Raw genomic sequence first — 14,295 nt, forward strand, 5'->3', positions numbered from 1 at the left:
AATGCAATTTGCTGACTTATACCAACCATTGAGCTTAGATGCTCAAACTCGCGCTAAAAGAATAAAATTACTGATCTGCGATATTGACGGGGTATTTTCTGATGGTCGAATTTACTTAGGTAATCAAGGCGAAGAATTAAAAGCATTTAATACCAAAGATGGTTTTGGCATCAAAGCACTTATCAACAGTGGTTTTGAAGTTGCTGTGATCACAGGTCGTCATTCACAGATAGTTCAGCAGCGCATGACTAGCCTAACAGTACAACATATATATCAAGGTCAAGAAAATAAGCTGCAAGCCTATCAAGAACTTAAAGATAAACTGAGCTTAACCGATGAGCAAATCGCCTATATTGGCGATGACGGCCCAGATCTCCCAGTCATGGAGCAAGTTGGCTTTGCAGTAGCGGTGAACGACGCCCACCCGTTAATCAAACGCGTATCGCATTATACCACTATGCTACCGGGTGGATTTGGCGCAGTGCGAGAACTCACTGATTTATTAATGCTAGAAAATGGCAAATCGCTGACTAGCGAAGGCACCAGCTCATGAATAGTGCGCGTTTAATATTAAGCGTATTATTTATTGGCTGTATGGTTTGGCTTTGGTATCCATACTTTAACCAAGCAAACACACAACAGCTCGTTGAAGAAGATGTTATTGCCAAGCCCGACTACACAGCAGTGGCATTAAAACAAACAGCCTTTGATGAGCAAGGTAAAATAAGCCACAAAGTGACCGCTGCTAAAATGGAACTATATCAGCAGTTAGGATTCACGTACTTTGAAGAACCTATTTTCACCTTATATAATCAAGAACAAATGTGGCAAATTAATGCAGCTGAAGCCACATTATATGAAAATAACCAGCTGGTTTTAGAAGGCAATGTGACGGCGAAAAATCTCACAGATAATGCCATGATAGATCACATTAATGCCGATAACATCCAAGTTGATATTGAACTTCAAACAATGAGTTCAGAACAACCTGTAGAGTTGGTCGGCCCTAATTTAAAAATTACTGGGCGCGGATTACAAGCCGACTTAAAAGCCGAAGTAATAGAACTAATTAACCATACGCGAACCATATATTATGACCAATAAACTAGCCAACATATTTATCATTCCAAGCTTACTCATTGCATTTTCGAGCCTTGCCCAAGATACAACACCACCGGCCGATCAGGTATCAATCAGCGCTGATAAACAACAAGCTCAGCTTAAATCTAATGTCGGTATTTTTGAAAAAAACGTTGAAATTATCCATGGTAACCGCCGAATTAAAGCAGATCGCCTCGAAGTACATAAACGTGAAGACTTAGGCGATAATAAACAGTTACTCGTGGCCACAGGCAAACCTGCATACTTTGAAGAAAAACAAACCGATGGCACTCTAATGAGCGCCAGTGCTGATGAAGTTCGTTACGATGTAGCAAAGCGCCTGTTAACTTTAATAGGTAATGCGAAAGTAACCCAAGCAGGGCAAAAAATTAACGCTAAAAGCATCACCTACGATATGGAACAGCAGCTAATAAGTGCTGAAAGAGGCGAAGACTCAAATGACCGCGTGCATACAATTTTAGTACCTGTCGATAGCAAAAAATCAAAAGGCCAGCCATGAGTACATTAAAAGCCGAGTTTTTAGCAAAAAGCTACAAGGGCCGCCAAGTTGTAAAAAGTGTTGGCTTAGAAGTTAGCGCTGGGAGTATTGTTGGTCTGCTAGGTCCTAATGGCGCAGGCAAAACCACCACTTTTTATATGATTGTTGGCTTAGTGCCCAGCGATAAAGGTAAAATTAGTATTGATGATAACGATATTACATTATTACCCATGCACAGCCGTGCTCGCTTGGGTATTGGCTACTTACCACAAGAGTCATCTATTTTTCGTAAATTGACCGTTTACCAAAACCTGATGGCGATTTTAGAAACCCGTAAAGAGCTAAATAAAACAGCCCGTGAAGAAGCCTTAGATAGCCTACTTGATGAATTTAGCATTCAACACATTCGTGATAGTCAAGGCATGGCATTGTCAGGTGGTGAACGCCGCCGTGTTGAAATTGCGCGTGCTTTAGCCGCAAATCCTAAATTTATCCTATTAGATGAGCCTTTTGCTGGTGTTGATCCCATTTCAGTGTTAGATATAAAGAAGATTATCGAGCACCTTAAAAACCGTGGCATCGGTGTACTAATAACCGACCATAATGTAAGAGAAACCCTTGATGTTTGTGAAAAAGCCTACATAGTTTCTCATGGGGAGTTAATTGCATCAGGAACTCCTGAGCATGTACTTGCCAACCAAACAGTTCGCGATGTATATCTGGGTGAGCAATTTAGGCTATAAAGCAACACTCAGCTAACTATCTGCTAAACTAAATTATGACAACACAATAAAAGGATTGTTAGAGATAAATGAGGCAATCACTCCAGCTGCGCATGGGCCAGCAACTTACAATGACACCACAACTGCAACAAGCAATTCGCTTATTGCAGTTAAGTACATTGGATCTCCAGCAAGAAATTCAAGAAGCACTCGACAGCAATCCATTACTTGAGGTCGAAGAGCAAGAGTTTGGTGATGAAACGGCTGGCAAAAATGAACAAAAACAAGACACTGACGATGTCACAGTAAGTGCCTCAGCCGATGAAACACCCAGCGAATACGAACAAGAAAGCAGCGAAGCACTTAATAAAGACACAGTAAGTGATGACATGGCTATGGATGTGACCTGGGATGAGTACATGAGTGCTGCTCCTGCCAGCTCATCAGGCCCGATGCCTGAAGATGAATCTATTTATCAAGGTGCTTCAACCGAAACCTTGCATGAATATATTATGTGGCAGTTACAGCTCACCCCATTTAGTCCGACCGACGAGGCGATCGCTATTGCCATTGTCGAAGCTATCGACGAGTCAGGTATTTTAACTCTAAGTTGTGAAGACATTGCAGAGAGCCTAAATAAAGATAATAACGAAGAAGAAATTGAGCTTGATGAAGTGCAAGCCGTTTTAAAACGTATTCAACTGTTTGACCCAATTGGTATTGGTGCACGCAGCTTGCAAGAATGTTTATGTATTCAACTAAATCAATTTGACCCCGCAACTCCTTGGATTAGCGAGACAAAAATGATTTTAACTGAACACATCGATTTATTGGCCAGTCGTGACTATCGCACTTTGATGAAAAAGACTAAGCTTAAGGAAGATGAACTTAAAGAAGTGATGACACTCATCCACAGTCTAAACCCAAAGCCTGCGGATAGCATCGTACGTGAAGAGTCTGAATACGTTATTCCAGATGTCTCAGTAAAGAAAATTAAAGGCCGTTGGGTTGTTGAGTTAAACCCCGATAGCATGCCTAAAATTAGAGTAAACAGCCAATATGCAGCTATGTCTCGCTCGGTTAAATCGAGTAGCGACAGCCAATTTATTCGCTCCCACTTGCAAGAAGCAAAGTGGTTTATAAAAAGTTTAGAAAGCCGTAATGACACATTACTTAAAGTAACCAACTGTATCGTTCAACAGCAACAAGGGTTCTTTGAGCATGGCCCTGAAGCAATGCGCCCTATGGTATTAAACGATGTTGCTGAAATGGTAGAGATGCATGAATCAACCATCTCACGTGTTACCACGCAAAAGTACATGCACACCCCAAGAGGGATTTTTGAGTTAAAGTATTTTTTCTCAAGCCATGTGAGCACTGAAAACGGTGGTGAATGTTCATCTACAGCGATCCGCGCATTAATTAGAAAATTAATTAGCGCAGAAAACTCAGCGAAACCATTGAGTGATAGCAAAATTGCAGATATATTGGCAGAGCAAGGTATCAAAGTAGCTAGACGTACAATTGCAAAATATCGCGAGTCACTGGCTATTCCACCGTCGAATCAAAGAAAGAGTTTGATTTAAGGCGTAAAAAAACAAAGAAGGAAAATGCTTATGCAACTGAATTTAACTGGTCGTCACGTAGAAATTACCGATTCACTTAGAGACTATGTACACAATAAGTTTGCAAAGCTTGAAAGGCACTTTGATCATATAAACAACGTGCACGTCATTTTAGACGTAGAAAAGCTAAGCCAAAAAGCAGAAGCCACAATACACCTCAGTGGTGCTGATTTATTTGCTTCAACCGAACATCAAGACATGTACGCTGCGATTGACGCCCTAATAGATAAACTAGACCGTCAAGTTATCAAACACAAAGAGAAGCACGCTCGACACTAATATTATGAAACTAAGTTCACTTACTTGTAAGGACTGCAGTAAAGCTGCGGTCCTTTTTAATAGCAAAAAACGAATTTTAGAATTTATTAGCCAGTTGGCTCATGAACAACTCCCTCACCTTTCAGAACAAGAAATTCTTAACTCGTTACTTAATCGAGAAAAATTAGGTAGCACAGGTATTGGCCGTGGAATTGCTATTCCTCACGGTAGAATAACGGGTGTTGATACTCCATTAGCACTGATACTAGTGAGCGAAACGCCCATTAACTTTGATGCGATTGATAACCGTCCTGTAGATATATTTGTGGCACTCATCGTACCTGATGGTGACAGCCAACTTCATTTAAAGACCTTGGCCACAATTGCTGATAAACTTAACGATAAAGATTTTTTGTAAACAATTACGTAGCGCTAAATCTGACCACGACTTATACCAAGTTATTGTCGAGCTGTCTTAGGAAAGTGAAGGAGTCATTACATGGAGTTAATTATCATCAGTGGGCGTTCAGGTTCTGGTAAATCTGTTGCCCTTCGCGTATTAGAAGATCTAGGTTATTATTGTGTTGATAATATTCCTGTGAACTTGCTGCCTTCACTCGTACGAAGCGTTTCTGATAACTATGATAAAACAGCAGTTAGTATTGATGTGCGCAATCTGCCAAAAGAACAAGAAGAGTTTAATGACATTCTTGAGTATTTACCTGGCTTTGCAAACCCAACTTTATTTTATTTAGACAGTGACGACCAAACGCTGATCAAACGCTTTTCTGAAACTCGCCGTTTGCACCCTTTATCGTTAGATTCTCTGCCCCTTGATTTAGCCATCAAACAAGAAAAAGTATTGCTTGATGTATTGATCACTCGTGCTGATTTTATTCTTGATACAACAGAGTTGAGCGTTCACCAATTAGCAGAATCAATTCGTGAGAAGATTTTAGGTAAAAAAGATAAAAAGTTAATTATCACTTTTGAATCTTTTGGTTTTAAGCACGGTATCCCTAAAGAAGCTGATTACGTATTTGATGCCCGATTTTTACCAAACCCACACTGGGAGCCTGAGCTAAAGCCACTTACAGGCCTAGATCAACCAGTAAAAGACTATTTAGCTAGCCACAGCATAGTACAAAAGTTTACTTGGCAGATTCAGACCTTTGTACAAACTTGGCTGCCTCACTTAGAGCGTAATAACCGCAGCTATCTAACTATTGCTATTGGTTGTACCGGCGGGCAACACCGCTCTGTCTACTTGGCGCAAACTATAGGTGAAAGTTTTGCAATGAGTCATAGCAATGTAAAAATCCGTCATCGTGAACAAGAATAATATCTGCTATAGGCTTTGATATGCATTTAGAAGACACTTTTTTAATCAAAAATAAATTAGGATTACATGCACGAGCTGCCAGCGTTTTAGCTCAGCTCGCGCTGAAGTTTGACGCGACTATTACCTTATATCAAGACGATAAACAAGCTGCTGGTGACAGCGTTTTAGCTTTAATGCTACTTGAAAGCAGCCAAGGTAAAGAAGTTAAAGTAGTCTGTGAAGGGCCAGACGCCAAGCCGGCATTAGCGGCAATAGGTGAGCTAATCGAACAGCGCTTTCATGAGCATGAATAGCGCACTTTTTTTAAAATTGCGTTAAACTAAATAACGATAGGAAAGCAAAAAATTCTAGCTTACTATCACCCTACCCAATAAAATTTGTAACCTAAGGACGCCAATGCCTGAAGCTTTTGAACAAGATTACCCACTACAACAACTAAAACAAGTGACCAAGTCACTCAATAGTGGTCAATTTGTTCAAGTTAGGCGAATGTTGGCAAAAACAGCTCCTTGTGACACAGCATTATTACTCGAATCTTCCCCGCACAAGATCCGTAAACTACTCTGGCAATTAGTTGATCCTGATGTACAAGGTGATGTCTTAGAGGAGCTTTCTGAAGACGTACGATTAGGTATCATCGCGCAAATGGAGCCAGAGCATATAGCTGCGGCGACAGAAGACATGAGTCATGATGACTTAGGGGAGGTTTTAAGAAGTCTACCTGATACCGTCTACCAAGACGTAGTTGGGGCCATGGATAGCCAAGATAGAGAGCGTGCAACACAAGCTCTCTCTTATCAAGAGCGCTCTGCTGGTGCTCTTATGAATACGGATACGGTGACTATTCGTCCTGACGTTACAATTGATGTGGTGCTTCGATATTTACGCCTACGCGGAGAGTTACCTGAAGGTACCGATGACTTATACGTTGTAGATAAACACAATTGTTTTCTCGGTGCTATGTCACTCACAACGCTTTTAACTAACCCGCCAGACAAAATCATTCGCAACTTAATGGATGAAGACTGCGAATCAATTTCAATCGCCATGGATGAAAGCGAAGTTGCCCAACTATTCGAGCGACACAATTGGATATCGGCACCCGTCGTTGATGATAATGACCATTTGCTTGGCCGTATCACAATCGATGACATTGTAGATGTAATCCGTGAAGATGCTGAACACAGCTTGTTAAGCTTAGCCGGTCTTGATGATGAAGAAGATACCTTCGCTCCCATATTAAAAAGTTCGAAGAAGCGTTCTGTGTGGTTAGGTGTAAACTTATTAACAGCTCTTCTGGCCGCTATCGTAGCGAGTTTTTTCGAAAATACCTTGGCCATATTGCCAATCCTTGCGGTACTTAACGGCATAGTGCCTTCAATGGGTGGCGTTGCAGGTAGCCAAACTTTAACTTTAGTGATCCGCGGTATTGCTGTGGGTCACATCAATCAAACAAACCAACGCTTTTTAATGTTAAAAGAGCTCGCAATTGGTGCAATAAACGGTATGGTTTGGTCTATCTTAATAGCCGGTGTTGTTGCTATTTGGCAATGGGATTTTTAAACTGGGTGGCGTTTTAGCGTTTGCTATGTTTATGAATTTGGTTGCTGCAGGTATTGCGGGTGCTAGTATTCCATTACTACTTAAAAAAATGAAAATTGATCCTGCACTCGCAGGCAGTGTTGTATTAACAACAATCACAGATATTGTTGGTATATTCGCCTTTTTAGGTACTGCGACTTGGTTACTTATTTAGGTTCAAGGTTCTTTTTAATTAAATCGTTTTAAGAAGTATTCATAAGTGCATGCTCTCATTAGATAAGCATGCACTTATGATTTGATAGTTACCATCCTAGTAATCTCCTTATTTATCCATGTGAAACCACAATATTATCCGCTAATTTATCCTAAAACTACTGATACAACAGCTAACCATATAGTTTGTTCTTCCTTGCACTAATCCATAGTGATACATTCAATCCTTGTCACTTATCCATCGTGCTACATTCAATCCTTGTCACATCCATCGTGCTACATTCAATCCTTGCTCATGAATCCATAAATTGCTTCCACTGCTTAGCTGTCCATAAAGCCGTTGCACATTCAGCTTTTCTTTGCTGAGAGTCCTTTTGTACATGTTCCATAGTTCCTCCTTGTAAGACTTGCATTGCAAAGACTTAATTAACGTCTGGCGATTATGTAAATCGCATGAATTAAACCAGGAATATACCCTAGTAATGTTAACAAAATATTAATCCAAAACTGTGCCCCTAAACCAACTTGTAAAAAAACACCAAGTGGTGGGATCAACACTGATAAGATAATTCGTATTAAATCCATTGTTATCGCTCCTTGCCAATTTGTTAAAATGCATAAGAAAGCCCAGCCTAGCTGGGCATTTCATAATAAGTAATTATTCAGCAACAACAGTTAGCTCATCAACTACATTGCGAACATCTTCAGCATTTTTAGCAATTTTCATCGCTAGTTGTTTTTCAGCTTCTGACTCAACAGTACCTTTAAGTGTAACTACACCTTTATCAGTATCTACGTCGATATCTGTACCGCCAACTTCTGAATTAAATAAGAAGCGTGTCGTGATCACAGTACTAATTTTTGCGTCTGTCAAATCGCTTTCAGTGTCATCAACATCAGATTTCATACGTTTGTGATCGGTATCAACATTTTTAACGACAGTCAGTTCGTTATCAACATCATTTACACCATCAAGGCTTAATACAAGCTCTTCAGCAAGCTCTTTATCTAAGTCGCTTTCGACTTTACCGGTTAGCACAACCTTGCCATTTTTTACGTCAGTGTTAATGTCAAAGTTGTTAAGATTAGTGTTCATTAAAAGAACTGTTTCCGCCTTACCATCAATCCAAGCATCTTTACTTTCATTTTCCCAGCTGCTTGCTTGTGCACCCATAGCTGTTGTACCAAGAACTAAAGCCGCAATCATAGATTTGTTAAATGTTTTCATAATCTTTCTCCTTTTGATTAAAGACACTTAGGTTAATGCGAACATCAAGCCAACTTTTAATTTTATTTAAATCAAAGACTTATGGTGAGGTGGTATTTTATAGCGATATTCACTTGGTAATAATTTACAAACAATTCGGTAATTTGTTCTGCTTGTGTCAGATTTACCATTTAGTCGTTGTTTTTATTAATCTGTCGTTAATATTACTATTAAAAAATTGAGAGTGGGAAATAAGCAACTGAATTTTAATAAGTTAATTATTGGCCTGAGCTTTGCTTTAGTTATCGAAGTAGAAAAATAATACAGCCATTATATAGGGATACCATCATGACAGTTAAAATAGAAGATCGCCCAATCGAACAAGTACGCGAACAAGTTATTGATCAATTAATCTATAACTACAGTCATGGGATTATATCTGCAGAAGCATTCGAACGTCGCTTAGACCAAGCAATGGCCGCAACAGATAACTTAGTATTAATGGAGCTAGTAAGTGATTTAGATTTAAAAGCTGATACTAGTTACCAAAATGAAAAGCGTGCACAGTTTAGTCCTCACTATAGTAACCAAAGCCAAGACGAAGCATTACACTTAAGGAGTATATTAGGTTCCAATGAACGTAGTGGCCAATGGGTCGTACCCAAAGAAATTCATATAACGAATCTATTGGGTTCGATTGAATTAGATTTTACCGATGCAATATTTCAACACCAGCACATTACTTTACACGTTAACTGTTTATTAGGTAGCGATGAGATATACGTGCCAGAACATGTGAATGTGGTGTCTAAAATATTTAGTGTTGTTGGCAGTGTTGAAAACAAATCTGTATCGCTTAACAAACTTCATGGCCCTACTATAACTATAGAAGGTAAAGTGATTCTCGGTTCAGTAGAGATCAAAGTAAAACGTACCATTAAAGAAAAGTTTATCTCCTTTGCCAATAGCCTAAAAACCAGCTGGAAAGATATGAATAAATCTTAAAGCATGCTGCTAGGTTGGGTTTATGGTTTAAACCCCGTGCCCAACGTTTCGGCGCTAAAGCGCTCTCCTACATGGCAATATAACGTAGGAACTCGCTTCAGCCTTGATTAATAGTGTTGAATCAAAAATCATTATTACGCTCTTTGGGTATGTCACTGAGGTACTCAACAAACTCAACTTCAAAACCGGCAGGGTCAATAAAATACACATTTTTACGAAAAGGGTTTTCTGCGCCTGCTTTATCAATACTGTAGCCCGCAAGCTCTAAACGATTAATAACAGCTGCGATGTCATTTGTAACATATGCAAAGTGTGCCAAGCCGACCTGGTGGCCAGTTAAGTCTCGATTTCTTTGCTCTCCATTATCACTTAATGCTAAGTAGTGATAATCGTCGCCAAAATGCAGCCATTGTCGTGGTTTCCCATGCCAAGCACTTTTACCCTGACTTCTGATATACCAATGTGGAAATGCTGCTTTATAAAAGTGCAGCATTGCGTCAACGTCATCAACAACTAAATTTACGTGCTCTAAATACATAATAAAATTCCTTTATTTAAGTAGTTAAAGCTAGCTTAAAACCTAAAGTTAAGTTGAGGTAAAGTGTTTTTATAAATGAAAGGTATTAGGCTCTAGGAACTAGGTTTTAGGCCCTAGAACCTAGTCATGTAGTTTATAGCCTTTAACTTACGGCTAGCTTCCCGCTACTTGCATTTCTTCAATCAGCACTGAGCCTGTTTGAATCCCGCCACGGCGTTCTATATCGCCACCTAAGCCAACAATTGCTTTAAACATATCTTGCAGCTTGCCTGCTATGGTAATTTCACTCACAGGGTATTGTACTTCACCATTTTCAACCCAAAAACCTGCCGCGCCACGTGAGTAATCGCCAGTTACAGTATTTACGCCTTGCCCCATTAATTCTGTCACTAATAAACCTGTGCCCATGGTTTTTAGTAACTGTGCTAAGTCTTGGTGAGTTTGCTCAACAAGCCAATTATGAATACCACCGGCATGACCTGTCGGCGTCATATTCATTTTTCGAGCTGCGTAGCTGGCTAATAGATAAGTTTGTAATTCACCGCCTTGAATAATTTCACGGTCAATGGTCTTCACCCCTTCACTATCAAAAGGTGTCGATGCGAGCCCCTTTAAAAGGTGAGGACGCTCAGAAATATTAACAACATCACTAAATACTTGCGTACCTAGGCTGTCCATTAAAAAGCTCGATTTACGATACAAAGCACCGCCACCAATTGCAGATACTAAATGGCCAAATAATGAATTAGCAATATCAGCACGAAAGATAACTGGCACTTTCATCGTGCCCAATTTTTGGCTATTTAATTTAGCTAACGTTTCACTTGCGGCCTCAAGCCCTACTGCTGCAGCATCTTTCAAACCACTTTGTTCACGAGACAGGGTATACGCTGAATCACGCTGCATTTGCTCGCCATCTTTACCAATAACCATAGTACTGATGCTATGTCGCGTACGCGGGTAACCAGCAATTAAACCGTGGCTGTTACCATACACGCGCAGGCCTTGGTGAGATGAAAAACTCGCTCCGTCTGAATTAACAATGCGCTCATCGGCATTAAGCGCAGCTTGCTCTGCACTATGACAAAGCTCAATACCCTGCTCTGGACTAACATCCCAAGGATGATATAAATCGAGATCGAGCGGTGCAAACTCTAATAGTTCCTTATCTGCCACCCCGTTATGCGGATCATCAGAAGTAAACTTGGCAATATCGATGGCTTTTTCAACTACAGTGCGCAAAGTTTTCGGGTTTAGGTCTGCTGTAGAAGCAGAGCCTTTATGGTTGCCGACATAAACACTGATGCCTAAGCCGCCATCTTGATTAAATTCAATGGTTTCAACTTCGCCCATGCGAGTGCTGACAGATAAACCTGAGGTGCTCGACATGGCCGCTTCAGCACCTGTTGCACCCAGTTTTTTTTGCGTGTTCTAACACTTCTGCTACGGCGTCTTTTACTTGAGAAATTTGTGTATAAATAGGATCTTGCTGTTGGCTTTTCATGTTCGTAGGTCCTGCGCGGCTATCACTTTTAATATAGTTTAAATGCTAACACACCCAGTGCATTGCATCAGCTAATATTAATCATTAAAAGAATCAAGTATAATGGTTCCAGTTAACGATCTTATATGAGCACCCCATGGCGAAGAAAAAAGGCAACCCTGCTGAAATTGAAGAAGAAATTATTTACGTATCGAAAAGTGAGCTTAAGCGTGATGCGCAAGAGTTTCATCAGTTAGGTTCTGATATTGCAAAAATGGGCAAAAAGCAACGCGAGCGCTTACCTCTCAATGATGATTTAAAAGCCGCGATGGTCGTTGCCGATAAGATCAGTAATAAAAGTGATGCTTATCGCCGTCACCTAAATTACATCGCTAAAACGCTACGTACCGTTGAAAATATCGATGAGATCAAAGCCATCATCGATATTATGCTTAATAAAAACAATCAAGCCGAAGTAATGATCAAAAAGATTGAGCAGTTACGCAGCGACTTAATTGTACAAGGCGATGATCTAATCAATGAAACGATTGAGCAATATCCGGCCCTTGAGCGCCAAAAAATGCGTCAACTAGTAAGAAACGCAGCGAAAGAAGTAAAAGCTGAAAAGCCAGCTCGAAGCTATAAAGAGCTATTTCAATACTTAAAAGACACCATGATGTAATTTCTGTTAGCAGATTAAAGGCATTAAACTTTAATCTGCTTATAAATTTTATAACCCTAAGCTACCACGAATGGTTTGCATCTGTTGCTGTAAGCGTTGATGAATATCTTCGACTAAATGACTTGATTCACTGACTTGCCCTTTCATGTTCTGCATCGACTCACTAAAATTCTCTAATAATGCATTTTGCTGTTTAGCCAACTCCATTGCATCAAACGCCACTTTATTAGCATCTTGAGCATTGCTGGCCACTCCTTCAGAGTTACGTTTAAGATCCTGCGCATTATCCGTTTGTAACTGAGCATCATCAGCAAGTGCTGATATTTGAGTCGATACCATAGTCGAGTTTTCGCTTAACAAATTTAATTGATCGTTTATATCACTCAACGAGCCCTGTGTTTGACGAGCAAGCTTACGTACTTCGTCTGCCACTACCGCAAAACCTCGGCCATGCTCACCTGCACGTGCAGATTCAATCGCCGCATTCAAAGCTAATAAATTTGTTTGCTCTGCAATGGTGCGAATAACCTCAATAACCTGTCCTACATCTTGTACACCACTTAGTAGCTCTTGCAGGCTTTTGAGACCACCATCAACACGCTGTTGAGTATGAGAGCTGGCACTGAGCATGTTTTCTGCAAAACCTAAACTCTGTTCCATAGCCGCATATGTTTGCTTTGCATTATCCGCTACTTGGCTATTAATATTATTTACCTGGTCGCCTATATGCTGAATATTACTCAATAGAGCTTGGTTTTGCTCAACTTGCTGGTGACTATCATTGGTTTGCTGACTAATAGTATGTAAATGCTCACTCATCTCCTGCATAAAGTCATTTATTACCTTAAGCATTTGTGCGCGCTCATCCGCCTCGCCGCGTTGCCGCTCAATTAACAAGTTAAAATAAGCGGCAATTTCCCCTACTTCTGTTTTAGGGTTATTACTTTCTATATTTTTAAGTTCATTACTTTCGATTAAAAAAGCAAAACCATCACGAAGTTGCCTTAAGGGGTTAAGTACCTGATTTCGTTGAACGATATAAACACCAATAGCCAAAATAACTAACAAACTAATCGCTATCGCAAACACAACCAGCACCTGCCTTTTTAACGTTGCTTGCTCTGCACTTAATTGCTGCTCGGCATTGATCACTGTATCAGACAACAAGGTAATTTGTTTACGCAGCTCCTCTATTCCTATTTGCCGTTGCTGAGCTTGCTCAATGGTGCTGGCTAAGTCTCTCGGGTAGCGATTCGGCCAACTGCTTAACTCTGCTTTAATTTCATCGGCTAAATCTTCTGCTTGCGCACCAAAAAAGAGGGCATCTTCATCGACTTCGCTCATAACGCCGAGATTCTCCAAAGTATCAATCTGCTTTGCTAGACTATTTAGATTAGCCACGCTTTGCATTAAGCTATCTTGAGTGTCTTGATCAAAACCAATAATTAGCTGATAAGTAAATAAAGACAGCGAGGTCACTTCACTATAATAGTCGCTCGCTAAAGAGTAATATCGCTGCTCAAATCGGCCCTGCTGCTGCGCTTTGTTCGCATAATTAATCAAAGAAGAGGCGGAGCCTGCCATTTGCCGTAATGCATTATCAAGCAATGCAGTCTCATTACCAGAGAGCTTACCTAGCGCTCGGTATTTACCATTAATATCAGTGTCTAACTGGGTAAGTAAAACATCTAGTCGCTGCTTTAAATTGCTGGGTAATACATTAAGATCCGTTCGCTTTACTTCACTAATAAGTTCAGATGCTTGACCTAAGTACAAGCTATCTCCCTTAGCTAAGTAATCTTCCAGCAAACCTTCAAGGTCGACCAAAATCTTATTTTTTAATTGGTTATATGATTGGTCTTGTTGTTCAAGTTTGACTAAGGTTTGGCTGGCCCAGAACAGGGTAGCTCCTAAGAGTATACTGGCTAAGGCTAGTAAAATTGCCAATAACCGGGTAAATGATGACACGCGCATAAAAGAACTCCCTCGTTTAACTGCGCGCGTAGAATATTAACTATTTATGACGGTTTAATGAAAACCAGCATGAAGTTACTACATGTTGGTCATTTAGCATTTAT

General features: G+C 40.2%; 14 protein-coding genes and 3 pseudogenes. 12 read left to right on the top strand and 5 right to left on the bottom strand.

Annotation, left to right across the window (positions count from 1 at the left end; all coding sequences use genetic code 11):
- Position 1 precedes the first annotated feature (1 nt).
- The 10 genes and pseudogenes from kdsC to mgtE all read left to right on the top strand — a co-directional run bounded on the left by kdsC (position 2) and on the right by mgtE (position 7,303).
- A complete protein-coding gene (gene kdsC / locus ACU8V8_RS14305) occupies positions 2 to 553 on the top strand; it encodes a 3-deoxy-manno-octulosonate-8-phosphatase KdsC (RefSeq protein ID WP_446887944.1) in 552 nt (183 codons plus the stop codon).
- On the top strand, positions 550 to 1,104 hold the full coding sequence (gene lptC, locus ACU8V8_RS14310; RefSeq protein WP_446887945.1) for an LPS export ABC transporter periplasmic protein LptC: 555 nt from the start codon (positions 550 to 552) through the stop codon (positions 1,102 to 1,104). Before kdsC ends, lptC begins: the two co-directional genes overlap by 4 nt.
- A complete protein-coding gene (gene lptA / locus ACU8V8_RS14315) occupies positions 1,094 to 1,621 on the top strand; it encodes a lipopolysaccharide transport periplasmic protein LptA (protein WP_446887946.1) in 528 nt (175 codons plus the stop codon). Before lptC ends, lptA begins: the two co-directional genes overlap by 11 nt.
- Positions 1,618 to 2,343, top strand: coding sequence for an LPS export ABC transporter ATP-binding protein (gene lptB / locus ACU8V8_RS14320; protein WP_087533128.1), 726 nt, complete (start codon positions 1,618 to 1,620; stop codon positions 2,341 to 2,343). Before lptA ends, lptB begins: the two co-directional genes overlap by 4 nt.
- Before the next feature lie 68 nt (positions 2,344 to 2,411).
- On the top strand, positions 2,412 to 3,908 hold the full coding sequence (locus tag ACU8V8_RS14325; RefSeq protein ID WP_087533129.1) for an RNA polymerase factor sigma-54: 1,497 nt from the start codon (positions 2,412 to 2,414) through the stop codon (positions 3,906 to 3,908).
- Between the two features lie 30 nt (positions 3,909 to 3,938).
- The gene (gene hpf, locus ACU8V8_RS14330) at positions 3,939 to 4,226 is read left to right on the top strand and encodes a ribosome hibernation promoting factor (protein WP_087533130.1); all 288 of its coding nucleotides are present in this window, start codon (positions 3,939 to 3,941) and stop codon (positions 4,224 to 4,226) included.
- 4 nt (positions 4,227 to 4,230) lie between these two features.
- Positions 4,231 to 4,684 (top strand): annotated as a pseudogene (gene ptsN, locus ACU8V8_RS14335) (PTS IIA-like nitrogen regulatory protein PtsN).
- Between the two features lie 20 nt (positions 4,685 to 4,704).
- Positions 4,705 to 5,547: an RNase adapter RapZ gene (gene rapZ / locus ACU8V8_RS14340; RefSeq protein WP_087533132.1), complete on the top strand. Its 843-nt coding sequence runs from the start codon at positions 4,705 to 4,707 to the stop codon at positions 5,545 to 5,547.
- Between the two features lie 20 nt (positions 5,548 to 5,567).
- Positions 5,568 to 5,840, top strand: coding sequence for an HPr family phosphocarrier protein (locus tag ACU8V8_RS14345; RefSeq protein WP_446887947.1), 273 nt, complete (start codon positions 5,568 to 5,570; stop codon positions 5,838 to 5,840).
- 103 nt (positions 5,841 to 5,943) lie between these two features.
- Positions 5,944 to 7,303 (top strand): annotated as a pseudogene (mgtE, locus tag ACU8V8_RS14350) (magnesium transporter).
- Positions 7,304 to 7,728: 425 nt separating this feature from the next.
- Here the strand turns inward: mgtE and ACU8V8_RS14355 are convergent.
- Both ACU8V8_RS14355 and ACU8V8_RS14360 read right to left on the bottom strand, forming a co-directional pair.
- Positions 7,729 to 7,887 carry a YqaE/Pmp3 family membrane protein gene (locus ACU8V8_RS14355; protein ID WP_087533135.1) on the bottom strand — a complete coding sequence of 53 codons (159 nt, stop codon included), beginning with the start codon at positions 7,885 to 7,887 and terminating at the stop codon, positions 7,729 to 7,731.
- A gap of 73 nt (positions 7,888 to 7,960) precedes the next feature.
- Positions 7,961 to 8,530: a BON domain-containing protein gene (locus tag ACU8V8_RS14360; RefSeq protein ID WP_446887948.1), complete on the bottom strand. Its 570-nt coding sequence runs from the start codon at positions 8,528 to 8,530 to the stop codon at positions 7,961 to 7,963.
- 327 nt (positions 8,531 to 8,857) lie between these two features.
- On the opposite strand from ACU8V8_RS14360, the gene ACU8V8_RS14365 reads away from it, so the two are divergent.
- A complete protein-coding gene (locus ACU8V8_RS14365) occupies positions 8,858 to 9,514 on the top strand; it encodes a LiaF domain-containing protein (RefSeq protein ID WP_446887949.1) in 657 nt (218 codons plus the stop codon).
- 121 nt (positions 9,515 to 9,635) lie between these two features.
- Here ACU8V8_RS14365 and ACU8V8_RS14370 read toward each other — a convergent pair whose 3' ends face one another.
- Entirely contained in the window at positions 9,636 to 10,052 is a 417-nt protein-coding gene (locus ACU8V8_RS14370) for a VOC family protein (protein ID WP_446887950.1), read from the bottom strand.
- Between the two features lie 153 nt (positions 10,053 to 10,205).
- A pseudogene (pmbA, locus tag ACU8V8_RS14375) lies at positions 10,206 to 11,556 on the bottom strand (metalloprotease PmbA).
- Positions 11,557 to 11,692: 136 nt separating this feature from the next.
- Between pmbA and yjgA the strand changes: the two are divergent.
- Entirely contained in the window at positions 11,693 to 12,217 is a 525-nt protein-coding gene (yjgA, locus tag ACU8V8_RS14380) for a ribosome biogenesis factor YjgA (RefSeq protein ID WP_446887951.1), read from the top strand.
- Between the two features lie 48 nt (positions 12,218 to 12,265).
- Here yjgA and ACU8V8_RS14385 read toward each other — a convergent pair whose 3' ends face one another.
- A complete protein-coding gene (locus ACU8V8_RS14385) occupies positions 12,266 to 14,191 on the bottom strand; it encodes a methyl-accepting chemotaxis protein (RefSeq protein WP_446887952.1) in 1,926 nt (641 codons plus the stop codon).
- Positions 14,192 to 14,295 lie beyond the last annotated feature (104 nt).

Source organism: Pseudoalteromonas sp. SaAl2, from assembly GCF_052947895.1.